We start from the raw sequence: 25,305 nt of genomic DNA on the forward strand, positions 1-25,305 counted from the left end.
AAACAGGCATCTGTTCTGGCTTCAGCCGATCAGTTGACGGCTCACCAGCGGGCCGCTGACGTTTTGCGCCGCGCGTTCCATTACCTCCTGAATCACCGATGACAGCTCATTAACTTCAAACTTCGCCACATAGCCATCGGCTTTCACTTTGCGCACATGGTCTTCGTTGGCGCTACCGGAAAGCGACGAGTGGATCACCACCGGGATCTTCTTCAGCCGTTCGTCGGTTTTGATTTTACGGGTGAGGGTAAAACCGTCCATCTCCGGCATTTCGAGGTCGGTCAACACGAGGGCGATTTTCTCGCTAATCGGTTTGCCTTCCGCTTCGGCCTCTTTGGCCAGTTGCTGGATCTTCTCCCAGGCATCTTTACCGGTGATATGCATCTGATGCGGGATTTCCATGGCATTTAGCCCTTTCTCCAGCATCGCGCGGGCCACTCTCGAATCTTCTGCGACGATCGCCACCGCTCCTGGCGTGATATTGAACTTATTGGTCTTCAGATGGGCGGCGCGCAAATCGTGATTTGACGGTACGATGTCATAGAGGATCTGCTCAACGTCGAGCACCAGCGCCAGGTTGTTGGTTTCTTTGTCTTCATCCAGACAGGCGATACTGGTGATATAGCGCCCGTTGACGGCTTTCTCGGCGGTATGAACCTGCTGCCAGTCCAGACGCATGATATTCTCGACAGACTCCACGGCGAATGCCTGAACACTGCGGGCATATTCGGTGATCAGCAGAATATTCAAGCCGGTCTCGGGTTTACATCCGGCGACGGCCGGAAGGTCGATAACCGGGATCACCTGATCGCGAATGTTGACCATACCTAAGAGGGGCGCTTTCATTCCGGCCGGGCGCGTAAACGTCGGCATGGGAACAATTTCGCGCAGCTTAAATACGTTGATGCCAAAAAGCTCTGATTTCTGTTCGTGCAGGGATGTCCCGAGACGAAACAACAGCAATTCAAAACGGTTGGACAGGGTCAGGTTCGCCCTGTCATCAATATCTTTCTGGAAATTGTCCATTCTGTCCTCAATGTGAAATCCAGCCTTGTCACTGTTATCGGCACCGAGGGCAAAAAATGGAGCGTTAAACTGTGAAAACGGCGAAATCGTAGGCCAGTTCGGTCGCAGGGAAAATTGCCTGACACTCCGCCAGCATCCTGCGGCATCCTTCTGCGTCATAGCGTGAACTGATATGGGTAATTACCAGGCGACCGACGCACGCCTCCTTCGCCAGCAGCGCAGCCTGTCGGGTTGAACTGTGTCCACGGCTATTGGCTTTTTCTTCCATCGACGTCTCCAGCGTGGTTTCATGCACCATCACATCCACGCCTTTTGCCAGTTCGTACGCGCCGGCACAGGGAGAGGTATCGCCGAAGATCGCCACGGATTTTCCCGCAACGGGGGCCGCGAGATAGTCCGCGCCGTGGATCCGTCGACCATCCTCCAGCACGACGCTTTTTCCAGCCTTCAAATCCTGAAAGTGGGGACCGGGCTTAACGCCTGCCGCCTTTAACGCTTTCGCATCCAGCGCGCCGGGTTTGTCGTGCTCTTCAACACGGTAGCCGTAGCATTCCAACGGATGTTCCAGCGTATACGCCGTCACTTTGCGTAAACCATCGTCCAGAATCTCACCGGCGGTGATTTCAATAATCTCCAGCGGGTAGTCGGTCCAGGAACCGCTGAGGCGCAGCGCCGTTTCGGTAAATTCGCGCAGTCCCTTTGGTCCGTAAATCGTCAGCGGATGGGGATTGCCCGCCATCGACCGACTGCACAGTAAACCCGGTAAACCGAACAGATGATCGCCATGCAGATGGCTAATGAAAATGCGTTCGAGCTTACCCGGATTAAACGCGGTGCTGAGCATCTGGTGCTGCGTGCCTTCGCCACAGTCAAACAGCCACAGCCCGGGCTGCGTAGGGTGCTGTAGATTCAGTAAGATCGCCGTCACATTGCGTGAGCGCGTAGGAACGCCTGCAGAAGTACCTAAGAAAATGAATTCCATCATTCCATTACACTTTTGAACAACATTCTGGCTAGTATAAAGCGAATACGACAAAGGAGCGCACAATGATCCACTGGCAAGATCTTCACCATTCTGAATTATCCGTCACCGCGCTCTACGCGCTGCTTAAATTGCGTTGCACGGTCTTTGTGGTTGAACAGCAGTGTCCTTATCAGGATGTCGATGACGACGATCTGGTGGGGAACAATCGCCATATTCTGGGGTGGCACAACGATGAACTGGTCGCGTATGCAAGGATTCTGAAAAGTGACGATGAACTGGAGCCTGTGGTGATTGGCCGGGTGATTGTCAGCGAGGCGCTGCGCGGAGCAAAACTGGGTGAACAACTGATGACCCGAACGTTAGCCTCTTGCGTTAACCACTGGCCGGAAAAGGCATTTTATCTGGGCGCGCAGGCGCATTTACAATCGTTCTATGCGCGTTTTGGATTTACCCCCGTGACCGGAGTCTATGACGAAGACGGTATTCCTCATATCGGTATGGCGCGGGAGCCCGGACAGGCGTAACCGGGCTCAGTTGTCTATAGTTAGCGGATACGTTAATCGCAAGGGAGAAGACAATGTCATTTCATTCTTATCATTCACGTATCGATGACGACATCGAATTTTTGAGCGAAACGCTGGAAGAAGTTCTGCGATCCTCGGGTGACCCTACCGATCAGAAATATGTCGAGCTCAAAGCGCGGGCGGAAGCGGCGGTGGAAGAGGTCAAAAATCGCGTGAGTCACGCATCAGACAGCTATTATTACCGGGCGAAACAGGCTGCCTACCTGGCGGATGACTATGTTCATGAAAGACCCTGGCAGGGAATTGGCGTGGGTGCGGCGGTTGGACTGGTGCTCGGATTACTGCTGGCGCGGCGTTAAATTCCGTCTTGTAGCCGGGATCGCATTTCCTCCCTAAACTGAGGTACTGCAATTTCTTTGCAGTACCCCGTATAATGTGAGGTTTTTAACAGGGAGAGGTCCGCGTGCATTCAATTACTACAGCGCTGGAAAATCTGATGCGTCAGTTGTCGCAAGAGATACCAGCGGCACCCGGAATTCGTGTTTTCGACGTTCCTTTTCCTCTAAACGATGCGTTTGACGCCCTGAGCTGGCTGGCGAGCCAGCCCATCTGGCCGCAATTTTACTGGCAGCAGCGCAATGGCGATGAAGAAGCCGCCGTGCTGGGCGCGGTGGCCACATTCCGCTCTCTGGACCTGGCGCAACAGTTTTTGCGCCTGCATGCGCACCATGCCGATCTGCGTATCTGGGGATTAAACGCGTTTGAGCCGCAGCGCGGGAACCTGGTGCTACCGCGCCTGGAATGGCGACGCTGTGGCGGATCTGCGACACTGCGCCTGCATCTCTACAGCGAGCATTCTCTGCGTGAAGATGCCGCAGACGCAGTTCGCTTTCTCTCATCACTGGTGAGTATTAAATCGCTGCCAGCGCTGCATTTGACTCTCACGGATGAAAAGCATTCGCCGGATAAAACCGGGTGGATGAATTTAATCCAGCTCGCCACCCGCACCATCGCTCAGGAACAGCTTGATAAAGTGGTGCTGGCGCGGGCGACGGATTTGCAGTTTTCTCGTCCGGTGAATGCCGCGGCGGTGATGGCATCAAGCCGCCGCCTGAACCTGAACTGCTACCACTTTTTCATGGCATTTTCTGCCGACAGCGCTTTCCTGGGCTCTTCACCTGAACGCCTCTGGCGTCGGCGCGATACGGCGCTTCGTACTGAAGCGTTGGCCGGGACAGTGGCGAATCATCCCGACGATCACCGTGCCTGGCAACTCGGCGAGTGGCTGATGAAGGACGATAAAAATCAGCGTGAAAATATGCTGGTGGTGGAAGATATCTGCCAGCGACTGCAAAACTGCACCCATACGCTTGATGTTCTCCCTCCGCAGGTTCTCAGGCTGCGTAAAGTTCAGCACCTGCGACGTTGTATCTGGACGGCGCTCAATCAGCCGGACGACGCGCTCTGTTTACATCAGTTACAACCGACGGCGGCGGTAGCGGGGATTCCTCGCGAACTGGCGCGTCAATTTATTCAGCAAAATGAACCCTTCGAACGTGAATGGTACGCCGGTTCGGCGGGCTATTTGTCGCTACAGCAAAGTGAATTTTGCGTGTCGCTCCGTTCGGCGAAAATTACCACCAATATTGTGAGGTTGTACGCAGGTGCGGGGATTGTGCGCGGCTCGGATCCTGAGCAAGAATGGCAGGAAATAAACAACAAAGCGGCAGGGTTGCGCACTTTATTACAGATGGAAGTGTAATGAGTTACACATTCCCGACTCATATCAAAAATCCATTATTTCGATTCTCTATACTTAGTCGCAATATTGATACCGGACAATCTCATGTCAGTAAGCGCATTTAACCGACGCTGGGCGGCGGTCATTCTGGAAGCTTTAACCCGCCACGGCGTGAGGCATGTTTGCATTGCCCCTGGCTCTCGTTCAACGCCATTAACGCTGGCGGCGGCGGAAAATCCTGCTTTTATCCACCACACGCACTTTGATGAGCGTGGGCTGGGCCACCTGGCACTGGGGCTGGCGAAGGTCAGTAAACAACCGGTTGCGGTGATCGTCACTTCCGGGACGGCGGTGGCTAACCTCTATCCGGCGCTGATTGAAGCCGGGCTGACGGGCGAAAAACTCATTTTGCTCACGGCGGATCGTCCGCCAGAATTGATCGACTGCGGCGCCAATCAGGCGATTCGCCAGTCAGGCATGTTTGCTTCACATCCCTCGCAGACACTCTCTTTACCGCGACCGACTCAGGATATTCCGGCAAGCTGGTTGGTTTCTACCCTTGATAATGCGCTTGCTTCGTTGCATGCCGGCACCGTTCATATCAACTGTCCTTTTGCTGAGCCGCTGTATGGCGAGATGGACGACACGGGCATTGAGTGGCAGCAGCACCTTGGCGACTGGTGGCAGGACGATAAGCCCTGGCTGCGCGAGGCGCGTCGGCTGGAGAGTGAAAAACAGCGTGACTGGTTCTTCTGGCGGCAAAAGCGCGGCGTGGTGGTTGCCGGGCGGATGAGCGCGGAAGAGGGCAAAAAAGCTGCGCTTTGGGCGCAAACGCTGGGCTGGCCGCTGATTGGCGATGTGCTATCGCAAACCGGGCAACCGCTGCCCTGTGCCGATCTTTGGTTGGGTAATGCGAAGGCAGTAACCGAACTGCAGCAGGCGCAAATTGTCGTGCAGCTGGGCAGTAGCCTGACCGGTAAACGCCTGCTTCAATGGCAGGCCAGTTGCTCTCCGCAAGAATACTGGATTATCGACAATATCGAAGGTCGTCTGGATCCGGCTCACCATCGCGGACGCCGACTGGTGTCGAAAATTGCCGACTGGCTGGATCTGCACCCGGCGGAAAAACGCAATCCGTGGTGCGTGGAGATTCCGCGTCTGGCCGAGCAGGCATGGCAGGCTGTAGTTGCCCGTCGCGAAAACTTTGGTGAAGCCCAACTGGCTCACCGAATTCGCGAATATTTACCGGAGCAGGGGCAACTGTTCGTGGGTAACAGTCTGGTGGTACGACTGATTGATGCCTTATCGCAACTGCCTGCCGGATACCCGGTATACAGTAACCGCGGGGCGAGCGGAATTGACGGCTTGCTCTCAACAGCCGCTGGCGTCCAGCGTGCGAGTGCGAAATCGACGCTGGCGATTGTGGGCGATTTGTCGGCGCTTTACGATCTCAATGCGCTGGCGTTATTGCGCCAGGTCTCTGCGCCGTTTGTGCTGATCGTCGTGAACAATAACGGCGGGCAAATTTTCTCGCTGTTACCCACTCCGCAGAGCGAGCGCGAACGTTTTTATCTGATGCCGCAAAACGTCCATTTTGACCATGCGGCGGCGATGTTCAATCTGAAATACCATCGTCCGGAAAACTGGGCTGAGCTGGAAGACGTGCTGGCCGGCGCGTGGCGCACCCCGACTGCGACGGTGATTGAACTGGTGGTCAATGACACCGACGGTACGCAAACGCTGCAACAGTTATTAGCGCAGGTCAGCCACCTGTGACCCTGCACGCCCACGCAGTAAAGGGACAGCCGGGTTCGCCCTGGCTGGTCTTTTTGCATGGGTTTTCCGGCGATTATCGGGAATGGCAAACCGTTGGCGAGCAGTTTCAGACCTGCTCGCGGTTGTATGTTGACTTGCCAGGGCACGGCGGTTCTGCAACGATTCGTGTAGAGGGATTCAGCGAGGTGATTGCGTTGCTGCGCAGAACCTTGCTTAGTTACAACATACTCAACCACTGGCTGGTGGGATACTCTCTTGGCGGCCGGGTGGCGATGATGGCGGCGAGCGAGGGGATTCCTGGACTGTGCGGTCTGATCGTTGAAGGCGGTCATCCTGGGCTGCAAAGCGAGGCTGAACGCGACGTGCGTCGACGCTCTGATGGGCTTTGGGCGGCGCGTTTTCGTCATGAACCGCTGCGTGATGTCTTTAACGACTGGTATCTGCAGCCAGTTTTTGCCTCGCTGAACGCACAGCAACGAGAAGCACTGGTTGCACTGCGTAGCCAGAACAACGGCGAAACGCTGGCGGCGATGCTCGAAGCGACGTCGCTTGGCGTACAACCTGATTTACGTGATGCGCTTAATGCGCGCACATTTGCGTTTTATTATTTATGTGGCGAGCGGGACAGTAAATTTCGCGCACTGGCGAGTGAACTGTCTGCGCCTGTCCATGTGATTCGTAATGCCGGACACAACGCGCATCGGGAAAATCCCGCAGGCGTGGTGGAAAGTCTGGCTCAGATTCTGCGTCTCTGACTAAAGGACACACTATGATCTACCCTGATGAAACAATGCTTTACGCACCGGTTGAATGGCATGATTGCTCTGAGAGCTACACTGACATTCGTTATGAGAAATCCACCGATGGTATCGCAAAAATCACCATTAACCGTCCGCAGGTACGCAACGCATTTCGTCCTGTGACCGTCAAAGAAATGATCCAGGCGCTGGCGGATGCACGTTATGACGACAATATCGGCGTGATTGTTCTCACCGGCGCAGGCGACAAAGCGTTTTGCGCGGGCGGCGACCAGAAGGTCCGCGGCGACTACGGCGGCTATCAGGATGACTCCGGCGTCCATCACCTGAACGTGCTGGACTTCCAGCGCCAGATCCGTACCTGTCCGAAGCCGGTAGTGGCGATGGTCGCGGGATACTCCATCGGCGGTGGTCACGTACTGCATATGATGTGTGACCTGACTATTGCAGCGGATAACGCTGTCTTTGGGCAGACTGGCCCGAAAGTCGGCTCCTTCGACGGCGGCTGGGGCGCATCTTACATGGCGCGTATCGTTGGCCAGAAAAAAGCGCGTGAAATTTGGTTCCTGTGCCGTCAATACGACGCGAAGCAGGCGCTGGACATGGGCCTGGTCAACACCGTGGTTCCGCTGGCGGATCTGGAAAAAGAGACCGTTCGCTGGTGCCGTGAAATGCTGCAAAACAGCCCGATGGCGCTGCGTTGCCTGAAAGCGGCGCTGAACGCTGACTGCGATGGTCAGGCGGGTCTGCAGGAACTGGCAGGTAATGCCACCATGCTGTTCTATATGACGGAAGAGGGTCAGGAAGGCCGTAACGCCTTTAACCAGAAACGTCAGCCTGATTTCAGCAAATTTAAACGGAATCCGTAATGCGTAGCGCGCAGGTATACCGCTGGCAGATCCCCATGGACGCGGGGGTGGTTCTGCGCGATCGGCGGTTAAAAACTCGCGACGGTCTGTATGTTTGTCTTCGTGACGGCGAGCGCGAAGGGTGGGGAGAGATCTCCCCACTGCCGGGCTTCAGCCAGGAAACCTGGGAAGGGGCGCAGACAGTCCTGTTGGCGTGGGTTAACGACTGGCTTGCGGGCGCCGCATCGCTGCCGGAGATGCCGTCCGTCGCCTTTGGCGTCAGCTGTGCGCTGGCCGAGCTGGAAGGCACCTTGCCAGAAACGGCTGATTACCGGGCTGCACCGCTGTGTACGGGTGATCCTGATGATCTGGTGCTCCAGCTTGCCGACATGGCAGGCGAAAAAGTGGCGAAGGTGAAAATCGGCCTGTACGAAGCCGTACGCGATGGCATGGTCGTTAACCTGTTACTGGAGGCGATTCCGGACCTGCATTTACGTCTGGATGCTAACCGTGCCTGGACGCCGTTAAAAGCGCAGCAGTTTGCGAAATATGTGAACCCGGATTTCCGTTCCCGGATTGCCTTTCTCGAAGAACCGTGCAAAACCCGCGATGATTCTCGCGCGTTTTCCCGTGAAACCGGTATTGCAATCGCCTGGGACGAAAGTCTGCGCGAGGCCGATTTTGCCTTTATGGCCGAAGAGGGCGTGAGTGCGGTAGTGATCAAACCGACCTTGACCGGTAGCCTGGCAAAAGTACGCGAGCAGGTTCAGGCGGCGCATGCGCTCGGACTGACCGCCGTCATCAGTTCTTCTATCGAATCCAGTCTGGGTTTGACGCAGCTGGCGCGCATTGCTGCCTGGTTGACGCCACACACGATTCCGGGTCTGGATACGTTAAGTCTGATGCAAATCCAACAGGTGCGTACCTGGCCGGGGAGCACGCTGCCGTGCGTAGACGTTGATGCACTGGAACGACTGCTATGATCTTCCCTGACTGGCCGTGGCGGTACTGGCGGCAAGTTCGGGGAGATGCGCCAGCCTTACGCCTGAATGATGAGGTGTTAAGCTGGCGCACGCTCTGTACACGTATTGATCGCCTGGCGGCGGGGTTTGCCGCCCAGGGCGTGGAAGAAGGCCGTGGTGTCATGCTGCGGGCCTGGAACCATCCGCAGTCTCTGTTGGCCTGGCTCGCCCTGTTGCAATGCGGGGCGAGAATCTTGCCCGTCAATCCGCAACTGCCTCAACCGCTGCTGGACGCCCTGCTACCTGAACTCTCTTTACACTTTGCGCTGGTGCTGGACGGGGAAAATAGCTTTCCTGCGCTGGCCCCGTTGCAGATGCAGGACATTGAAAACGACTATGCCTGCGTGTGGCAGCCGCAGCGTCTGAGTTCAATGACGCTGACCTCTGGCTCGACGGGATTACCCAAAGCGGCGGTACACAGCTGTCAAGCGCATCTGGCTAGCGCTGCGGGCGTTTTATCGTTGATGTCCTTTGGTGAAGGCGATGACTGGTTGCTGTCGCTGCCGTTGTTTCATGTCTCTGGCCAGGGCATTTTGTGGCGTTGGCTATGTGCTGGCGCGCGAATGACCGTACGCGAGAAACAACCGCTGGAACAGATGCTGGCAGGTTGTACTCACGCCTCTCTGGTGCCGACGCAGCTCTGGCGTTTGCTGGTCAACCGTTCATCGGTGACATTAAAAGCGGTGCTTTTAGGCGGTGCGGCGATTCCGGTCGAGCTGACAGAAAAGGCGCATGAGCAGGGGATTCGCTGCTGGTGTGGCTACGGTCTGACGGAGTTTGCTTCCACGGTGTGTGCGAAAGAGGCGGATGGTCTGGGCGATGTTGGCTCAGCGCTGCCTGGCCGGGAGGTTAAAATCGTCAATGACGAGGTCTGGCTGCGTGCCGCCAGTATGGCGGAAGGATACTGGCGCAACGGTAAGCTGATGCCGTTAGTCAATGACGAAGGCTGGTTTGCCACGCGCGATCGCGGCGTGTTGCAAAACGGCAGGCTAACGATTGCTGGCCGTCTGGATAATCTGTTTTTCAGCGGCGGCGAGGGGATTCAGCCCGAAGAGGTGGAGCGTGTTATCACCGCGCATCCCCACGTGCTACAGGCCTTTGTCGTTCCGGTTGAAGACCGTGAGTTTGGCCATCGCCCGGTGGCGGTGGTTGAATATGACGCTCAGGCTGAAGGTGTCGACCTCGCAGCGTGGGTTCAGGACAAACTGGCGCGTTTTCAGCAACCCGTTCGCTGGCTGACACTCCCGCCAGAGTTGAAAACCGGTGGCATCAAAATTTCTCGCCGCGCGTTGCTGGAGTGGGTTCAGAAAGTGGAAGCCTCTGATGGGTAAAAAGTGACAGCTCAGGTTCGGCGAGGGATTTTTTGTGCGGGTAAGAAAATGATCATTAGTCCGGCCATAATGCACGCAACGCCCAACAGTGCTTTCACAGAGAACGCGCCCTGCATCCCAGGCAGCACCATCGACGCAACCCAGACGAGAATATAACTGAGACTCAGCAAGGCGTATGCCTTACTGAGTTCGAGATGATGCAGTGCGTTATGCCAGCAAAAGACGGAAGCCAGATAGCCCAGCAGTCCGGAAAATAACGCGATGGCACTGGCGTGAGCGGAAAACAGCGCCACAATGAAGGCGCCTGGGTGCAGTATGGGCGGCAATGACGCCATGGCAAAGCCAAGACTCAGTTGGGCTGCCGACGTAATCAAAACGCTGAGAAGTCCCCACAGTAATCCCATTATACCGCGCTCCCAAGCACAAAAATGCCGGTGATAATCAATCCGACACCAAGCCAATGGCGAACAGTGACGGGCTCTTGCCAAATTTTCCAGGCTGCCAGCGTGACCCAGACAAAGTTAAGACTGAGCATCGGATAGGCAATGCCGACGGGGATCGTTTGTAAAACCAGTAACCACAGCACCATTGCCGAGCCGAGGCAGGTCAGCGCAAGACCAAGCCACAGGGCGATGTGGCGTTTTCGGTAGTGCGACTGAACCGGTCGGGTAGCCTGCTTCTGGCATAACTGTCCGCCAACGCTGAGCAAACTGGCCAGGATTAAGACTGGCCAGATCATTTGGGATAGTACTGAATTAGCACCAGACGCCCCTGATTATCAATATTATCGGCAGGGGGTATGGCAAGGTCATTGATGTTTTCATCTTTTGCAATTGAAAGTACGAGTGAAATCTTCCCTTCCTGACGATGTTGGCTAAGCCAGTCATTAAAATCAGCACGGCTGACAAAACGCCCTTTAGCGTCCGGATAATTGAGGCCATACTTTAGCTCTCCTTTCTGCCCGTACATGATGATGTCATCTCGCCGCAGACTCCAGGCCAGACCGGCCGCCACGCCGACGCCGTCCGTCAGAATATAGCGACTCGTCATCAACGATTCCCGGGTCATCTCGACGAAAAACTGCGGTTGCTTCGATTCCATGACCCGGTCGGGGATCGAAAAACCAACGAAAATCGCCAGTCCCAGAGGGCTCAACGCAGAGAGCATCCACGTGTTGCGGGGAGAACTCAGGGTATACCAGCCAAAAAATGTCCAGATGATGAAGATCCCCCATGAGCAAAAGACCTTGTACAACTCGATATGTTGCCAGATGGGGGATTTCAACGGTCCCCAGGGGGAAATAATAAAGGTCGCGACGATGCCGAAAATGCCAAAGGCGATGTTAATCCAGGCATTGGCACGCAGTGAGCGGCTCTCTTTGCGTGCCGCCAGTTGGCCGTAATGTGCCATTAATAGCGCTAACGGCGCGAAACAGGAAAGAACATAGGTTGGCAATTTACCCCTGGCGATGCTGAAAAAGAGCAGCGGCATGACAATCCAGCATAACAAGTAGCCGGTGGTACGTGCGGGATCGCGGTTTTTCCAGCCCGCCCACAGTGAACCGGGGAGCAGCCCCAGCCACGGAAGGCTTCCCGCAATTAACACGGGCAGGTAGTACCAGACAGGGGCTTTATGTTGGGCGTCGTCCATCGCAAAACGTTGAATGTGTTCGACCCAGAAGAAATAGTGCCAGAAATCCGGCTCACGCAGGGCGATGGCAATCCCCCACGGGAGTACGATTGCAGTACAGCCCAGGATCGCCAGCCAGCCGTAAATGAACAGATCTTTCCAGCGTTTTTGTACCATCACCCACGGTAAAACGCTCACGACCGGAACGGCCAGCGCAAGAAAACCCTTGGTCATCACCCCCATGCCGCACGTCACGCCCAACAAGAGAAACGCGATGATTTTTGTCTTTGTTGACGTTGCCTGCATCCCTTCCCAGAAACAGCACATACCGGCCATTAACCACAGGGCGATGATCGGGTCGAGTACGGCAAAGGTGCCAATACTGTACACCGCAAACATCGTCAGATAGATAATGCAGGCGAAGGCGGCAGTGCGTTTGTCTTGCCAGAATCGGAATGCAAGCCAGCCCACCAGTAATGTGGTGAGTAATGTTGCAACAATAACACCGGCCCGAACGCCAAAATTGGTGGCGCCAAATAACCACTGTCCGAGACTATTGAGCCAATAACCCGCCACGGGTTTTTCAAAATAGCGTAATCCCAGAAAATGCGGGACTACCCAGTCGCCGGACGCCAGCATCTCACGGCTGATTTCCGCGTAGCGTGATTCATCAGGCTGCCAGAGCAGGCGACTGTTGATGGGGAGAATATAGTAGAGCGTAAATAACGCGGCGAATGCCAGATAATAACGTAGAGATTTCATCACGTGTCACTCACCTGTTGCTGGCAGCCCAGCCAGCCTTCACGGCCTGCGATTTTGCCACGACCAATTTTCCCCACAGGTAATGCCTCCGGCGTGACCGGAAGTAAATCGCCAAGAGGACAGAAAGTAATCCCCGCCTCTGCGGCACGAATAAGCAGATCTTCAAAGTTGCGATGCCAGGCAATCCCTTCAACTTCTGCGTGAATGGTATAGACCGGGGTTCCTTCGCTCATCGATATGCGAGAGAGGAGCCAGGTATTGAAATCCTCTGCCTTCACTTCCCGCCCTACAACCTCATCCCAGGTGGGGAGCGTAACGGGGATCTGCGGGGTGCCTGTTTGACCTGAATCGAGTACGGGGCGGAATAATGACGAACCCCGACAGTCGCTGTTATAGCGCAAATGGAAGGTTTCTTTCGCATGAACGACGCGCTGGTCGGCACGCCAGCCCGCGACGGCGGAGCAGGTGACCGGTCGTCCGGTTAACGCCTCCAGCGCGGTGATGCCTCGTTCGATATCGTTAATGAGCGTGTAATCATCCCAGTTTCCGCTGTGGGTCTGCCAGGCATGATGATCCCAGGCGTGTAACCCCGTTTCGTGTCGCGCGGCGGTATCGCGGATAATTTGCGCATTTGCACGCCCAATCTCTTTACCCGGCCAGGCGGTGCCTGCCAGCAGGATATCCCAGCCGTAAAGCGATGCTGCGTTCGAACGCAGCATTTTCCACAAAAATTGGGGCTTCACGAGACGCCAGAGATGGCGCCCCATGTTGTCGGGTCCGACGCTGAAGAAAAAACTTGCCCGAATATGATATCGGTTCAATGTTTCTAACAGACGGGGTACGCCTTCGCGCGTCCCCCTGAAGGTATCGACATCAATACGCAAACCCACCGTTGTCATAATGCGTGTTCCGTTATATCCACGCTGCGCAAGAAGAAGTCCAGCGTCTCTTCTACGGTTTCATCCATAGCAATGGACGGTTCCCAATCCAGGCAGCGTTTTGCATTACGGATATTGGGTTTGCGGTGCTCGACGTCCTGATAACCTTTACCGTAGTAGGTGCTGCTTTCGACGACCCGGAAACCGGCAAACGGCGGGAAATGCTGGCGCAGCGGGTGTTTCTCGAAGCTGCTGAGCAACATTTCCGCCAGTTCCTGAATGCTCGCTTCATTATCCGGGTTACCGATGTTAATAATTTCACCCTCGCAACGGCCTCCTTCATTTTCAATGATGCGGAATAACGCCTCAATGCCGTCGCGAATATCAGTAAAGCAACGTTTCTGTTTTCCGCCTTCAATGAGTTTAATGGGAGAACCTTCGACCAGGTTCAGGATCAATTGGGTAATGGCGCGCGAACTGCCAATACGGGCGGCATCAAGGCTGTCCAGGCGCGGGCCCATCCAGTTGAAAGGACGAAAGAGGGTAAATCGTAAGCCTTCTTTTTCGCCGTATGCCCAAATCACGCGGTCCAACAATTGCTTGGAAACCGAGTAAATCCAGCGCGGTTTATTCACCGGGCCGACAATGAGATTCGAACTATCCTCATCAAACATCTTATCCGTACACATGCCGTAGACTTCAGATGTTGACGGGAAAATAATCCGCTTACGGTATTTCACGCAGTAACGGATGATTCTCAGGTTTTCTTCAAAATCCAGCTCAAAGACGCGCAGCGGGTTACGGGTGTACTCAATCGGGGTCGCAATCGCCACCAGCGGCAGCACGACATCGCATTTTTTGACATGGTATTCAATCCATTCGGAATGAATGCTGATGTCACCTTCCACAAAATGAAAGCGCGGATGATTGAGAAAACGGCCAATCGCATCGCTGCCAATGTCCAGACCATAAACTTCGTAGTTCTCTTCCCGCAGCAATCGTTCGGTCAAATGATTACCAATAAAACCGTTCACACCGAGGATCAGCACGCGGGTAGGCCGTGTAGCGGTTGAAACAGACTGCGTATTCAGGCGAGAACCCGCGACCAGACCTAATGCCAGCGCCAGCTGCGAGCCTTGCATATAGATACCGTCACCGGCTTGCCCGGTGACAATCTCCAGTGCGCCATCCGCGCAGGCGATAAGCAACGGCGCGATGGAGATCACCGTGCCCGCCGGATGGTTAACTGCCATCCTGGGATGTATGCGTGATGACCAGACCGTGAACTTTTGGGTGCCCACGTAGCTAAACGCGCCAGGCCAGGGATCTGACACCGCACGAACCATACTGTGTAATTCTGCTGCCGGTTTATTCCAGTCAAGGCGGCTGTCTTCTGGCGTGCGACGGCCGTAGCAACTGGCGTCGGATTCCCGCTGGGGCATCTCTTCAATGTGCCCGTTTTTAATGGCGGGCAGAATGTTTGCCAGTAACTGGCGGGCTGCCTGACATAATTTTCGGTGCAAGGTAATCGCGACGTCTTCCGGTGCGATGGTAACGTGTTGCTGAGCGACAATCGCCCCCGCATCAGCGCGTTTCACCATCCGGTGAAGCGTCACGCCGGTTTCGGTTTCGCCATTGACCAACACCCAGTTCAGCGGCGCGCGCCCCCGGTATTTGGGCAGCAGTGAACCGTGAAGATTGAATGCACCTGCCGGCGCGAGGGACAAAATGTCATCGCTGAGCAAATGGCGGTAATAGAATGAGAAAATAACCTCAGGGGCGAGCTGGCGAATACGCTCAGTCCAGATGGGATGGTTGACGTCATCCGGGGCAAATACCGGGATCCCGGCATCCGCACCCAGACGGGAAACCGAGCCAAAAAATGCTTTTTCTGCAGGGTTATCAGCATGGGTAAAAATGGCGGTTATTTCATAACCTGCGTCCAGTAATGCCTCAATTCCCTGACATCCCATATCGTGATACGCGAAGACGACGGTTTTCATGCGTGACTTTCCTCAGTTGACTGCGGGTTTTGTGGACGGATAACGTGCTGAACAAAATAGCGGGGACGGGCGCGTACATCGTTATAGATGCGTCCAATATATTCACCGAGTAACCCCATACCGATGAACTGTGCGCCGATAAACGTAAACAGGACGGCAAACAGCATAAATACCCCTTCTGCTGCCCACTGAGGCCCGAGCGTCAGTCGAAGCACGACGAGAAGTACTGCCAGGGTAAAGCCGGAAGCGGCGATCACGCTACCCAACAGGCTTAACATGCGCAGGGGCGTGGTTGTCAGGCAGGTCACCAGGTCATACATCAAATTGATCAGGCGCATGAAGCTGTATTTGGAATCGCCAAATTCGCGCTCTGCGTGATGCACCGGAATTTCTGTTGCCCGGCGGGCGAAAATATTGGCCAGAATTGGGATGAACGTACTGCGCTCCTGGCAATGCAGCATGGCGTCGACAATGTGACGACGATAAGCTCGCAGCATGCAACCATAGTCTCCCATGGCTTTGCCCGTTGTCCGTTGAATCAAATGATTGATCATTCGGGAGGCTGTTTTGCGAAACAGACTGTCCTGCCGGTTTTGACGCACCGTTCCAACGACATCAAATCCTTCCTCTGCGGTGGCCACCAGACGCGGGATCTCTTCCGGTGGATTTTGTAAATCGGCGTCCAGTGTGATTACCAAATCCCCTGTGACGTGACTGAAACCGGCCATAATGGCGGAATGTTGACCATAGTTGCGATTCAATAAGACAGCCACGATGTGGCTGTCTTCACCCTGAGAAGCGTTGATGAGCAGCTCTGCTGAGTTGTCGCTACTGCCGTCATCAACCAGCAAAATTTCGTACTCTTTACCGAGTTGTCGGCATGCGGCGTTGGTTCGTCTGATAAGTTCAGGCAGGCTCTCCTGTTCGTTATAGACAGGAATAACAACAGACACTTTCTTAATGGGGGCAGCGTCAAACATGATTATTGTCCCACCAGCTGTTGAAGCGCCGTAATGACGCGGTCAGTATCATCGGAAGTCATATCAGGGAATAACGGCAGTGAGCAGATGCGGGCGCTGTTCCATTCGGTATTCGCAAGCCGCAGGTCTTTGAACTGCTCACGGTAATATTTTTGCGTGTGTGCGGCCCGGAAATGTAAACCCGTACCAATTCCGCGGGACTTAAGCGCTTCCATTAACGCGTCCCGATCCATTCCACAACGCGTTTCATCTACGCGGATAATAAACAGATGCCAGGCATGAACGTGCGCCCAGGAAGGCTGAGCCAGCGGTTGAAAGGGAGTATTCGCCAGCGCCTGTTGATAGCGCAGGGCAATCTCCGTCCGACGGGCATTAAGTTGCTCCAGCTTACGCAACTGCACCAGAGCGATAGCCGCATTAATATCAGTCAGATTGTATTTAAAACCGGGAGCGAGGACTTCTGCCTGTGGCGCCCGGCCATAGGTTTGTCGGTCATAGGCATCAACGCCAAGACCGTGAAACTTAAGGCTACGAAGCTGTTGGGCGAGTGCAGTGTTATCCGTGACAATTAGCCCACCTTCCGCACAGGTGACGTTTTTGATGGCGTGGAAGGAGAAAATGGCGGTGCCGCGCCAGCCGACATGATGCCCCTTATACCGGGTGCCTGTAGCATGGGCGGCGTCTTCAATAATCGGAATACCATAACGCTCGCCAATCGCGTAAATAGCGTCCATATCGGCCGGTGCGCCTGCGTAATGTACCGGGATAATGGCTTTAGTACGGGGCGTGATCGCGGATTCGATTTGCTCCGGCGTGACCATCAACGTGTCCCTGTCAATATCGATCATCACGGGCGTCGCGCCCAGCAACACAATCATGTTGAGTGTAGAAACCCAGGTCATTGACGGTGTAATCACCTCGTCGCCTGCACCGATGCCAAGCGCCATGAGCGTGATGTGCATTCCGGCGGTGGCAGAACTCACGGCAATGGCGTGTTGGTTTCCGGTTAGCGTACAGAAGGCGTCTTCTAACGCCTGGTTTTTGGGACCGGTCGTTATCCATCCAGAGTCAAGAACTTCCCGGACAGCGGTAAGTTCTTCCTCACCCATCGCTGGGCGAGAAAAAGGCAAAAAGTCAGACATCATATTTCCTTTAGCCATAAATCGCTGTCACCCCTTATATTCAAAGAGGATAAATAGCAGAACGAAAGGGTAGTTATTTCATTTGGTCATGCAGATTAAAGATTGAATATTAATTTAACCTTAAGAACTTAAGATGAATGAAAAATAATAAAATATTTTTGTTTTCATCTATTTATCTTTTGCCTTTATCATTTTTTTAAGGCATTTTGCGCACATTCCTGGATTTATTTTTGAGCTGGCCTGGTAACGTGGTTTATCAGTTTTAATGAGTGGAAATTATCGTGTTAGCATTAACCCTAAGTTCAGTAAAATCTAAAAAAATTGTCACTATCATGATGATGGTGTTCGCGATTCTGGCTGGTCTCAGCACCCGGTTAGCCTGGAGTAGTAATGGGTTGCCACGGATCGATAGTGAGACGCTCGCGGCAATTGCCCAGCATCATCCCGTCGTGGTGCTATATCGCCACGCTGAGCGCTGCGATCGCTCTGATAATAAATGTCTGTCGGATCAAACCGGGATCACCGTTAACGGCGCGCATAACGCCAGAGAGCGTGGCAAAATGTTTAGTACCAATATTGCAGATTACGATCTCTATTCCAGCGATGCCGTACGTACAATCCAGTCTGCGACCTGGTTTTCCGCTGACAAGAAGGTCACTGTCGATAAAAATATGCAAAAATGTGGGCACAGTATTTATGGTTCAATTGAAGCATTACAGGAGAAGTCAAAAAATAAAAATGTGGTGATATTTACGCACAATCATTGTTTATCTTATATTGCGAAGGATAAGCGCGGCGTCAAATTTGAACCTGACTATCTGGATGCGCTGGTGATGCATTCTGAGAATGGAAAGTTAATCCTGGATGGTGAACTTGTTTCCAGATAAGTAGACTGTATGAGGTTATTATGACAGTGTGGGAAATGTCATAATAATAACCTTTAAATATGTCTGGTCTAATTACAACAGACCTTTTAATGATAACGTCTTACGGGTGGCGACATTGAGGTCGTAACCTGCAAGGTCTTCCGGTTTTACCCACGCCCAGTCCTGGAACTCTTCATTAATCTGTACATCACGATTCGCTGAAATGCAGTCAAAAATAAGATAAATCATATAGATTTCTTCCTGACGACCATCCGCATACGTCTTGGTGCGAATATCATCACTGAACGTCCACGGGGTAATATCGGTCAGGATTAACTTCTCGCCAAGTTCTTCCCTGACTTCCCGGCGCAGCGCTTCTTCGATCCGTTCACCTGGCTCAACGCCGCCGCCGGATAGCGCCCACTGACCGGGAAATACACCACGGTCATCGGCCATTTTGCATAATAGATAACAGCCATCATTCTGAATTAACGGGCAGACAATAGTCCTTTGACGCATCGATATATTCCTTGCAGGAGAGGGAGAAGGGCAGATAAAGAATACGGGACCCGGCGCACCTGTGGAAGCGGTTATTTTGCCATAACGATCGTCACACCACGGTTATTGTTTCTATCAAGTTAAAGTTTGTAACCATTGAGAAACACCATGAGTAGTATTTGGTTACAATATGCCATCGGATCGCTTTTTTAGATCATTGATTCCTGAAGCACTGGCAGTACAATCCTGCGGTTTTGGGATCTTAAATTTATTTGCTTGCTGGAAAGGGAAAAAATGAAAAAAAGCGTTTTATTCGGTCTTGCTGGGATACTGTTTGTTTCTGCGTCGGCGAATGCAATCAGTATTAGCGGCCAGGCTGGCGAAGAGTACACTAACCTCGCTGTTGGTATCGGTACTGAATCTTCCGGACTGGCGTTGAGCGGTAACTGGATGCATAGCGACGACGACGGCGATACGGCGGGCCTTGGCCTTGGTGTGAACATCCCGTTGGGCCCGTTTATGGCAACAGTTGGTGGGAAAGGTCTTTGGACCAACCCGCAAGATAACGATGAAGGCTATGCTGCTGCGGTAGGCGGTGGTTTACAGTGGAAGATCGGCCAAAACTTTAACCTGTTTGGCGAGTATTACTACTCTCCGGACTCGCTCTCCAGCGGAATTGAGAGCTATGAAGAGGCAAATGCAGGGGCGCGCTTAAACATTCTGCGTCCGCTGAGCATCGAGGCTGGATACCGTTATTTGACCCTCACAGGTAAAGACGGCGCTCCTGATAACACGATTGCTGATGGCCCGTATGTAGGTGTGAGTGCCAGCTTCTGATCCTGATGGCGCGACCTTCGTCGCGCCTGCTTTATCCTGTTCACCCTTTCCCTCCTCTTTGCTTCTTACCCCCTCTCTGTGCGCTTTGCGTTATATACTCCTCATACTTCAAGTTGCAGGAGAACACGATGTTAAACGTGGAGATGTTATCCACCGGGGATGAAGTGTTGCACGGACAAATCGTGGACACTAATGCCGCCTGGCTGGCTGATTTTTTCTTTAACCAGGGAGTGCCGTTATCACGCCGAAATACGGTGGGTGATAATCTTGACGATCTGGTGGCGGTATTACGCGAACGTAGCGAACATGCCGACGTGCTCATCGTCAACGGTGGTCTGGGGCCAACCAGCGATGATCTGAGTGCGCAGGCCGCGGCGACGGCAAAAGGTGAAGGGCTGGTGCTTCATGAGGCATGGCTTGCCGAAATGGAACGTTTCTTCCGCGAGCGTGGGCGGGTCATGGCACCCGCCAACCGCAAGCAGGCCGAACTGCCTGCCAGCGCCGAGTTTATCAATAACCCGGTGGGGACGGCGTGCGGATTCGCCCTGAAGCTCAATCGTTGTCTGATGTTTTTTACGCCGGGCGTCCCGTCTGAATTTAAAGTGATGGTCGAACATGAAATTCTGCCGCGTTTGTGTGAGCGTTTTTCACTCTCGGAACCTCCGCTTTGTCTGCGTTTGACTACGTTCGGGCGCTCGGAAAGCGATCTCGCACAGAGTCTTGATTCGCTGACACTGCCGCCTGGGGTCACGATGGGTTATCGATCATCGATGCCGATCATTGAGCTGAAACTCACCGGACCTGACACGCAGCGAGAAGCGATGCAGGCGATATGGCCGCAGGTCAAACGTGTCGCCGGGCAAAGCATGATTTTTGAAGGCACCGAAGGATTGCCTGCGCAAATAGCCCATTGCTTACAAGAGAGTCAACTGAGTCTGACCCTGAGTGAGCAATATACCGGCGGTCTGTTAGCGCTTCAGCTATCACGAGCGGGCGCGCCGTTGCTTGCCAGCGAAGTGGTGCCCTCTCAGGAAGAAACGCTGGATCAGACCGCACACTGGACAACGGAGCGACGCAGCAAGCATTACGCCGGGCTGGCGTTAGCCGTTTCAGGGCTCGAAAACGAACATCTCAATTTTGCGCTGGCGACACCGGAAGGCACGTTTGCTTTACGTGTACATCTCAGTGCCAATCGGCACAGTTTGCAGGTGCGTCAGGAGGTCTGCGCCATGATGGCGTTGAACATGTTACGTCGTTGGTTAAACGGGATGGACATCACCAGTGAACATGGCTGGATTGAGGTGGTTGAATCGCTGACGGTTTAGCTCTGTAATACCCGATGGCGCAACGCCATCGGGTAAAACACAATTAACCCAGCGCTTGTGCTAACAGCGTGATCGGATGTTCGCAGCGTTTGCTGGTGGACATCTCGATTTGCCATTTACAGGTTTCGCAGTCGGTGACCACGATATCTGCGCCGCTCTCTTCAATCTGCTGAAACAGCGGGGCACCGATAGACTGCGATGTCGGGTAGTTTTCCTTTTTAAAACCGTATGTACCGGCAATCCCACAACACTGGGAGTCCAGCACGGTTAACTCCAGACCCGGAATTTTGCGCAGCAACTCCAGCGTGTAGAGCGTCCAGCCCATTTTTTCCATATGGCACGGCGTGTGGTAGACCACTTTGAGCGGTAGTGTTTTCAGCGGCAGGGTTTTCCCTTCATCCAGTTTGCGCCACAGCCAGCGGGTCGCCAGCTCAATGTGCTCACGCAAGCCCGCGTTATCCACGTCCAGCACTTCGGGATACTCATCGCGCAGGGCAAAGGTACAGGTTGAAGAGGTGGCAATCACCGGAATGCCTTTCACACCGATGGCTTCGCGTAGCGACTCAACATTGCTGATCGCCTGTTTGCGCGCTTTGTCGGTAAAACCATTGGCGATCAGCGGCACGCCGCAGCATTTCTCTTTACTCAGTAACTGCACGCCGGTGCCCATCGCATTGAGCACCTTGATCAAATCTTTACCCAGCTGCGGATGGTTGTAGTTAACGAAACAGCCGTGGAAGAAAGCGACCTGATCTTTGTATTGCGATTGTTGTGCCGCCACGTTGCGATACCAGCGACGGAACGTGCCAAAAGAGTATTTCGGCAATGTGCGGCGATGATCGATTTTCAGCGCATAATCGAGCAACTGACGTACGGGCTTCAACGATGTGGCCGTATTCACTACCGGCGCGAACGGCGTGGAGACGCTGCCCATCAGATCGGTATGGCTCAGAATGAAGTTACGCAGCGACGGACGCGTGGTGTCATATTTCGCGCGTGCGCGCTGGATGATATCGCCAATTTTGACGTCCGACGGGCAGGCAACTTCACAGCGCTTGCAGTTGATACAGTATTTCAGTGCTTCGTCATACAGCGCACCGTCTTTCAGGCGCAGACGCTCACCGTCCGGTCCGGCCTGTTTGGGGCCAGGATAACTGGGATTGACCCGACTCACCGGGCACGCGGTGGTGCACACCGTGCATTTGATACAACTTTCAAAACGCGTGTCGCTCATTGCTGGCCTCCGGCACGTTCTGCTATTTGATGAGCGGCATGTAATGCGCTGACTGCGCATACGCCGCCGCCACAGCCCTGGGCGATAGGGTCGAAACCACTGAGAACTGAACCTACGGCAAACAGGTTCTCTACTGTTTTACCGGCAAGCGATGGACGAAGCGCGCTATCGGTGGTAACGCCAAACTGTTGCCATGGCTGCGGGTCAAAGAAATCACGTTGATACCATTCGGCGCGGGTTGCCGTTTGTTGAACATCCAGCCCGAGAATAGGTTCGCGAATACCCTCGCGACCGGCTACCAGACCACTGCTAAAGAAACTGCCGCTGGCGAGCACCGCAAAGCGAGGGCGCAGTGGAATATCGGCATGGTTGCGGGTCCAGATTTCGCTCACGACGCCATTTTTACAGGTCACTTTTTTCACTTCATCACCCGGCATCCAGATCCCGCCCTGGCGCACGAACTGACGCTGCAGTTGATTGTGCAGACGCATTCCCAGAACGGAAGGCGGTAGGGTGGGAAGTAGCGTCAGCGAGCAGGGTAGCTGTTCATTAAGCCAGCGCCAGAGTGTATCGTCCACCAGTCCGAAGCAGGCTGGCATAATGATCATCTCGCCGGATTTCGCGACCGGCAGCAACGCTTCATACAAAAGCGGCCACTTTTCTTTGTTATCCAGCAAACGGGCGATGTTCACCGCGCGAAATTCGGTCGGGTTATCGCGCAGGACATCCAGTTCGGGGAGATCAATTTCTGCGGTTTCGACCTCAAGGCCGAGTTGGCGCAAAGAGGCGGCCGCAAGGTGCGCCTGAAAATCCAGCAGGCCGCTTACCCCCACCACACGAATGCGTTGGGCGGCAAGCGGCCAGACTGGCACTTCCGGTGAACTGAGCCAGGTCGTTCGCAAGGTGCCCAGCGGTGTGACACGCTGATGCGCTTGCAAAACGTCGCCGTGTAAACGGGCGCCGCACGCTTCCAGCAAGTCCTGCGCTTGTTGTGCCAGATTCAGCACATGTTGTGAGCCGATGGTGGAGTAGGGATGAGCAGGCGCTTGCGCCTGCAATAATTCCAGACCCGTTTTGATATCGGTGACGGGCTGACCATCCGGCAACGTACTCAGGAGATCCAACGAACCGGAGGAAAAATGCAGCGCGCTTTGACCACGGGTAACGATAGCGCAGCGGAGTCCGCTTTTTTGCAGTTGCAGGCCGCACAGTAATCCGGCGAGACCACCGCCCATAATGACCGTATCAAATTTCATTCTGCTGCTCCTTCTCCAGACCGCATAATCCCTGATATACCCAGCGGGTGAATTCACTCTCGCGCAGCGCATCACCCCAGGCAATAGGTTGTACCCCTTTCCAGCGTTCATTGAGGAATTCAGAAAGCTGGGTGATAGATTGCGCGGCGGTGGTGACATTAAAACGTTGTAGCAGACCGGCGGCACGACAGGCGCACAGTTCGCCCTGACAGGTTCCCATCCCGACACGGGTACGGCGACGTAAATCCAGTAGGCTGTTCACCGTTAAATTTTCGACTGCGTACTGAACCTCACCGGCAGTGACCGCTTCGCATTCACAGACCAGACTGCGATGCTGACGCCCTTCGCTGAGCCATGCTGGCGTACGATCGCCATGGCGATAGACGGCAGAACCGCGCAACGGCGCGGGCAGGGAAATGATGCGGCGTAGCGTATTTTCAGTGGGTTCCTGCGAGCCAGGCAGCGCGGTTTGCGCCGTGACGCAGGGACGACTGTTGCCCAGTTTGCGGCAAACGGCGTCGGTTGCCCATTCCGCCATCAGGCGGTAGGTCATCAGCTTCCCGCCGGTAATGGTGATAAAGCCGTCCAGTCCATCACGTTGGGCGTGGTCAAACAGCACAATGCCACGGCTGACGTTACGCCCGCTCGGATCATCGTCACTGGCGACCAGCGGGCGCACACCGGAGTATGCGCGTAGAATGCGCGTTTTCGCCATTACTGGTGCCAGCTTCTCACCTTCGCGCAGCAGGATATCAACCTCTTCGGCGGTCACGCGGTTGCTGTCAATCTCGTTGTAATCGATATGTGTCGAGGTCGTACCGATGAGTGAAATGGTATCGCCGGGGACCAGAATATCGGCATCGGACGGTTTACGGCAGCGGTTGATCACATGCTGGTTAATACGGTGGTCCATGATCAGCAGCGAACCTTTCGCCGGGAACATGCGGATACTGAGGTCGGCATACTCGGCGATGCGCTGACCCCAAATTCCGGCGGCGTTCACCACGACCGGTGCGTGCAGAGACTGGGTTTCGCCTGTCAGATGGTTGCGCACGTTGACGCCACACACCGTTGCTCCTTCGCGAATTAACCCTGTCACCTCGTGCGCTGTCAAAATGGTTGCGCCATGCTCTTTCGCGTCCAGCATGTTGGCGGCGGTCAAACGGAATGGATCAACCGTGCCATCCGGCACTTTAACGGCACCAATCAGCGCGGGGTTAACCGCAGGTTCAATGATTCGCGCCTGTTGGGGATCAATCGCCTCAGCGCGGATCCCCGCCTCTTCACAGGCGCGAATAAAGGTAGCCTGAAAGGATAATTCATCTTCGGGTAGGGTAATAAAAAGGCCGTCGGTTGGTTCGACACAATGGCGAGCGATCCTTTTCAGGATCTGATTTTCGCTAATACACTCGCGCGCGGATTCGGCATCCGTCACCGCGTAACGCGCGCCGCTGTGCAGCAACCCGTGGTTACGGCCTGTTGCGCCAGTCGCGATGTCATGGCGTTCTACTAAGATGACGCGCAATCCGCGCAGCGCACAGTCGCGGGCGATCCCTGCACCTGTGGCCCCTCCGCCAATGATAATCACGTCACCTGATTGCGAGTCGCGCGTTTTCATTGTTTTTCCTCATTGTTCGTTTTTTATCATTTAGCCACATAAAAATCATGGTTTGTTTGATTTCGCGCATAATCGCGCATTATTCGAAAATGAAACGTGATTTCGTGCGCCTTTTTGAACATTTGTCATAATTCCGTAACAATATGTGCTGTAATTCACATTAACGACATGTATCTTTCCTTAACATCGCGGCCACACTGGGAGCAGAGGGGCTGTTTGAACGAACTGCGGTGTCTATCTCAAACTAAATACGGCCACGGAGGCTA

Annotated in this window: 24 protein-coding genes; 11 read left to right on the plus strand and 13 right to left on the minus strand. The window is 54.3% G+C overall.

The features are described 5' to 3' along the window. Positions 1-21: 21 nt before the first annotated feature. Together JM656_RS07205 and rbn are read right to left on the minus strand one after the other, a co-directional pair. Positions 22-1,026, minus strand: coding sequence for a chemotaxis protein (locus tag JM656_RS07205; protein ID WP_203360578.1), 1,005 nt, complete (start codon positions 1,024-1,026; stop codon positions 22-24). A 64-nt stretch (positions 1,027-1,090) separates the two neighbouring features. Continuing rightward, positions 1,091-2,008, minus strand: a complete 918-nt coding sequence (gene rbn / locus JM656_RS07210; protein ID WP_203361230.1) for a ribonuclease BN — start codon at positions 2,006-2,008, stop codon at positions 1,091-1,093. 65 nt (positions 2,009-2,073) lie between these two features. On the opposite strand from rbn, the gene JM656_RS07215 reads away from it, so the two are divergent. The 8 genes from JM656_RS07215 (at position 2,074) to menE (ending at position 10,011) form a co-directional block, all read left to right on the plus strand. Next, positions 2,074-2,535, plus strand: coding sequence for a GNAT family N-acetyltransferase (locus JM656_RS07215; RefSeq protein ID WP_203360579.1), 462 nt, complete (start codon positions 2,074-2,076; stop codon positions 2,533-2,535). A 53-nt stretch (positions 2,536-2,588) separates the two neighbouring features. After that, a complete protein-coding gene (elaB, locus tag JM656_RS07220) occupies positions 2,589-2,894 on the plus strand; it encodes a stress response protein ElaB (protein WP_203360580.1) in 306 nt (101 codons plus the stop codon). Positions 2,895-2,998: 104 nt separating this feature from the next. Then, positions 2,999-4,297 (plus strand): isochorismate synthase MenF, encoded by a 1,299-nt coding sequence (gene menF, locus JM656_RS07225; RefSeq protein ID WP_203360581.1) that lies wholly within the window; start codon positions 2,999-3,001, stop codon positions 4,295-4,297. 84 nt (positions 4,298-4,381) lie between these two features. Further along, positions 4,382-6,052, plus strand: a complete 1,671-nt coding sequence (gene menD / locus JM656_RS07230) for a 2-succinyl-5-enolpyruvyl-6-hydroxy-3-cyclohexene-1-carboxylic-acid synthase (protein WP_203360582.1) — start codon at positions 4,382-4,384, stop codon at positions 6,050-6,052. Beyond that, the gene (gene menH, locus JM656_RS07235) at positions 6,049-6,807 is read left to right on the plus strand and encodes a 2-succinyl-6-hydroxy-2,4-cyclohexadiene-1-carboxylate synthase (RefSeq protein ID WP_203360583.1); all 759 of its coding nucleotides are present in this window, start codon (positions 6,049-6,051) and stop codon (positions 6,805-6,807) included. The genes menD and menH overlap by 4 nt, the downstream gene beginning before the upstream one ends. A 14-nt stretch (positions 6,808-6,821) precedes the next feature. Further along, complete coding sequence (menB, locus tag JM656_RS07240; protein ID WP_203360584.1) at positions 6,822-7,679, plus strand: 1,4-dihydroxy-2-naphthoyl-CoA synthase; 858 nt, start codon at positions 6,822-6,824, stop codon at positions 7,677-7,679. Beyond that, positions 7,679-8,641 carry an o-succinylbenzoate synthase gene (menC, locus tag JM656_RS07245; protein WP_203360585.1) on the plus strand — a complete coding sequence of 321 codons (963 nt, stop codon included), beginning with the start codon at positions 7,679-7,681 and terminating at the stop codon, positions 8,639-8,641. Before menB ends, menC begins: the two co-directional genes overlap by 1 nt. Continuing rightward, on the plus strand, positions 8,638-10,011 hold the full coding sequence (gene menE / locus JM656_RS07250) for an o-succinylbenzoate--CoA ligase (protein ID WP_203360586.1): 1,374 nt from the start codon (positions 8,638-8,640) through the stop codon (positions 10,009-10,011). Before menC ends, menE begins: the two co-directional genes overlap by 4 nt. Positions 10,012-10,022: 11 nt before the next feature. On the opposite strand, the gene arnF is transcribed toward menE, so the two are convergent. Genes arnF through arnB form a run of 7 tightly spaced genes read right to left on the minus strand, consistent with a single transcriptional unit; the run spans position 10,023 to position 17,405 of the window. Then, a complete protein-coding gene (gene arnF, locus JM656_RS07255) occupies positions 10,023-10,415 on the minus strand; it encodes a 4-amino-4-deoxy-L-arabinose-phosphoundecaprenol flippase subunit ArnF (protein WP_203360587.1) in 393 nt (130 codons plus the stop codon). Then, the gene (arnE, locus tag JM656_RS07260) at positions 10,415-10,750 is read right to left on the minus strand and encodes a 4-amino-4-deoxy-L-arabinose-phosphoundecaprenol flippase subunit ArnE (RefSeq protein WP_203360588.1); all 336 of its coding nucleotides are present in this window, start codon (positions 10,748-10,750) and stop codon (positions 10,415-10,417) included. The genes arnF and arnE overlap by 1 nt, the downstream gene beginning before the upstream one ends. Continuing rightward, a complete protein-coding gene (gene arnT, locus JM656_RS07265) occupies positions 10,747-12,402 on the minus strand; it encodes a lipid IV(A) 4-amino-4-deoxy-L-arabinosyltransferase (RefSeq protein WP_203361231.1) in 1,656 nt (551 codons plus the stop codon). The genes arnE and arnT overlap by 4 nt, the downstream gene beginning before the upstream one ends. Then, complete coding sequence (arnD, locus tag JM656_RS07270; protein WP_203360589.1) at positions 12,402-13,301, minus strand: 4-deoxy-4-formamido-L-arabinose-phosphoundecaprenol deformylase; 900 nt, start codon at positions 13,299-13,301, stop codon at positions 12,402-12,404. Before arnD ends, arnT begins: the two co-directional genes overlap by 1 nt. Then, positions 13,298-15,283 carry a bifunctional UDP-4-amino-4-deoxy-L-arabinose formyltransferase/UDP-glucuronic acid oxidase ArnA gene (gene arnA, locus JM656_RS07275; RefSeq protein ID WP_203360590.1) on the minus strand — a complete coding sequence of 662 codons (1,986 nt, stop codon included), beginning with the start codon at positions 15,281-15,283 and terminating at the stop codon, positions 13,298-13,300. The genes arnD and arnA overlap by 4 nt, the downstream gene beginning before the upstream one ends. Beyond that, positions 15,280-16,263, minus strand: coding sequence for an undecaprenyl-phosphate 4-deoxy-4-formamido-L-arabinose transferase (gene arnC / locus JM656_RS07280; protein ID WP_203360591.1), 984 nt, complete (start codon positions 16,261-16,263; stop codon positions 15,280-15,282). Before arnC ends, arnA begins: the two co-directional genes overlap by 4 nt. A gap of 2 nt (positions 16,264-16,265) precedes the next feature. Further along, positions 16,266-17,405 carry a UDP-4-amino-4-deoxy-L-arabinose aminotransferase gene (gene arnB / locus JM656_RS07285; protein WP_203361232.1) on the minus strand — a complete coding sequence of 380 codons (1,140 nt, stop codon included), beginning with the start codon at positions 17,403-17,405 and terminating at the stop codon, positions 16,266-16,268. 281 nt (positions 17,406-17,686) lie between these two features. Between arnB and JM656_RS07290 the strand changes: the two genes are divergently transcribed. After that, entirely contained in the window at positions 17,687-18,292 is a 606-nt protein-coding gene (locus tag JM656_RS07290) for a histidine phosphatase family protein (RefSeq protein WP_203360592.1), read from the plus strand. Between the two features lie 72 nt (positions 18,293-18,364). Here JM656_RS07290 and nudI read toward each other — a convergent pair whose 3' ends face one another. After that, entirely contained in the window at positions 18,365-18,790 is a 426-nt protein-coding gene (gene nudI / locus JM656_RS07295) for a nucleoside triphosphatase NudI (RefSeq protein WP_192614381.1), read from the minus strand. Between the two features lie 273 nt (positions 18,791-19,063). Between nudI and JM656_RS07300 the strand changes: the two genes are divergently transcribed. Both JM656_RS07300 and JM656_RS07305 read left to right on the plus strand, forming a co-directional pair. Continuing rightward, entirely contained in the window at positions 19,064-19,606 is a 543-nt protein-coding gene (locus JM656_RS07300) for a YfaZ family outer membrane protein (protein ID WP_192612876.1), read from the plus strand. A gap of 128 nt (positions 19,607-19,734) precedes the next feature. Next, a complete protein-coding gene (locus JM656_RS07305; RefSeq protein WP_203360593.1) occupies positions 19,735-20,931 on the plus strand; it encodes a nicotinamide mononucleotide deamidase-related protein YfaY in 1,197 nt (398 codons plus the stop codon). A 43-nt stretch (positions 20,932-20,974) separates the two neighbouring features. Here the strand turns inward: JM656_RS07305 and glpC are convergent, their stop codons facing one another. Genes glpC through glpA form a run of 3 tightly spaced genes read right to left on the minus strand, consistent with a single transcriptional unit; the run spans position 20,975 to position 25,039 of the window. Continuing rightward, positions 20,975-22,165 (minus strand): anaerobic glycerol-3-phosphate dehydrogenase subunit GlpC, encoded by a 1,191-nt coding sequence (gene glpC, locus JM656_RS07310; RefSeq protein ID WP_203360594.1) that lies wholly within the window; start codon positions 22,163-22,165, stop codon positions 20,975-20,977. After that, positions 22,162-23,421, minus strand: coding sequence for a glycerol-3-phosphate dehydrogenase subunit GlpB (gene glpB / locus JM656_RS07315; RefSeq protein WP_203360595.1), 1,260 nt, complete (start codon positions 23,419-23,421; stop codon positions 22,162-22,164). Before glpB ends, glpC begins: the two co-directional genes overlap by 4 nt. After that, positions 23,411-25,039, minus strand: coding sequence for an anaerobic glycerol-3-phosphate dehydrogenase subunit A (gene glpA, locus JM656_RS07320; protein WP_203360596.1), 1,629 nt, complete (start codon positions 25,037-25,039; stop codon positions 23,411-23,413). The genes glpB and glpA overlap by 11 nt, the downstream gene beginning before the upstream one ends. Positions 25,040-25,305: the final 266 nt, after the last annotated feature.

The sequence above is a fragment of the Citrobacter sp. R56 genome (assembly GCF_016811995.1).
Classification (GTDB): Bacteria; Pseudomonadota; Gammaproteobacteria; order Enterobacterales; family Enterobacteriaceae; genus Citrobacter_D; species Citrobacter_D enshiensis.

Excerpts from the sequence above, each read along its gene's own strand:
- rbn (WP_203361230.1), bottom strand. The coding sequence starts at position 2,008 with ATGGAATTCATTTTCTTAGGTACTTCTGCAGGCGTTCCTACGCGCTCA.
- nudI (WP_192614381.1), bottom strand. The coding sequence starts at position 18,790 with ATGCGTCAAAGGACTATTGTCTGCCCGTTAATTCAGAATGATGGCTGT.
- glpB (WP_203360595.1), bottom strand. The coding sequence starts at position 23,421 with ATGAAATTTGATACGGTCATTATGGGCGGTGGTCTCGCCGGATTACTG.
- elaB (WP_203360580.1), top strand. The coding sequence starts at position 2,589 with ATGTCATTTCATTCTTATCATTCACGTATCGATGACGACATCGAATTT.
- glpA (WP_203360596.1), bottom strand. The coding sequence starts at position 25,039 with ATGAAAACGCGCGACTCGCAATCAGGTGACGTGATTATCATTGGCGGA.
- menE (WP_203360586.1), top strand. The coding sequence starts at position 8,638 with ATGATCTTCCCTGACTGGCCGTGGCGGTACTGGCGGCAAGTTCGGGGA.
- menB (WP_203360584.1), top strand. The coding sequence starts at position 6,822 with ATGATCTACCCTGATGAAACAATGCTTTACGCACCGGTTGAATGGCAT.
- arnT (WP_203361231.1), bottom strand. The coding sequence starts at position 12,402 with ATGAAATCTCTACGTTATTATCTGGCATTCGCCGCGTTATTTACGCTC.
- JM656_RS07205 (WP_203360578.1), bottom strand. The coding sequence starts at position 1,026 with ATGGACAATTTCCAGAAAGATATTGATGACAGGGCGAACCTGACCCTG.
- arnE (WP_203360588.1), bottom strand. The coding sequence starts at position 10,750 with ATGATCTGGCCAGTCTTAATCCTGGCCAGTTTGCTCAGCGTTGGCGGA.
- arnB (WP_203361232.1), bottom strand. The coding sequence starts at position 17,405 with ATGTCTGACTTTTTGCCTTTTTCTCGCCCAGCGATGGGTGAGGAAGAA.
- JM656_RS07215 (WP_203360579.1), top strand. The coding sequence starts at position 2,074 with ATGATCCACTGGCAAGATCTTCACCATTCTGAATTATCCGTCACCGCG.
- menC (WP_203360585.1), top strand. The coding sequence starts at position 7,679 with ATGCGTAGCGCGCAGGTATACCGCTGGCAGATCCCCATGGACGCGGGG.
- arnD (WP_203360589.1), bottom strand. The coding sequence starts at position 13,301 with ATGACAACGGTGGGTTTGCGTATTGATGTCGATACCTTCAGGGGGACG.
- arnF (WP_203360587.1), bottom strand. The coding sequence starts at position 10,415 with ATGGGATTACTGTGGGGACTTCTCAGCGTTTTGATTACGTCGGCAGCC.
- JM656_RS07305 (WP_203360593.1), top strand. The coding sequence starts at position 19,735 with ATGTTAAACGTGGAGATGTTATCCACCGGGGATGAAGTGTTGCACGGA.
- menD (WP_203360582.1), top strand. The coding sequence starts at position 4,382 with ATGTCAGTAAGCGCATTTAACCGACGCTGGGCGGCGGTCATTCTGGAA.
- glpC (WP_203360594.1), bottom strand. The coding sequence starts at position 22,165 with ATGAGCGACACGCGTTTTGAAAGTTGTATCAAATGCACGGTGTGCACC.
- arnA (WP_203360590.1), bottom strand. The coding sequence starts at position 15,283 with ATGAAAACCGTCGTCTTCGCGTATCACGATATGGGATGTCAGGGAATT.
- arnC (WP_203360591.1), bottom strand. The coding sequence starts at position 16,263 with ATGTTTGACGCTGCCCCCATTAAGAAAGTGTCTGTTGTTATTCCTGTC.
- JM656_RS07300 (WP_192612876.1), top strand. The coding sequence starts at position 19,064 with ATGAAAAAAAGCGTTTTATTCGGTCTTGCTGGGATACTGTTTGTTTCT.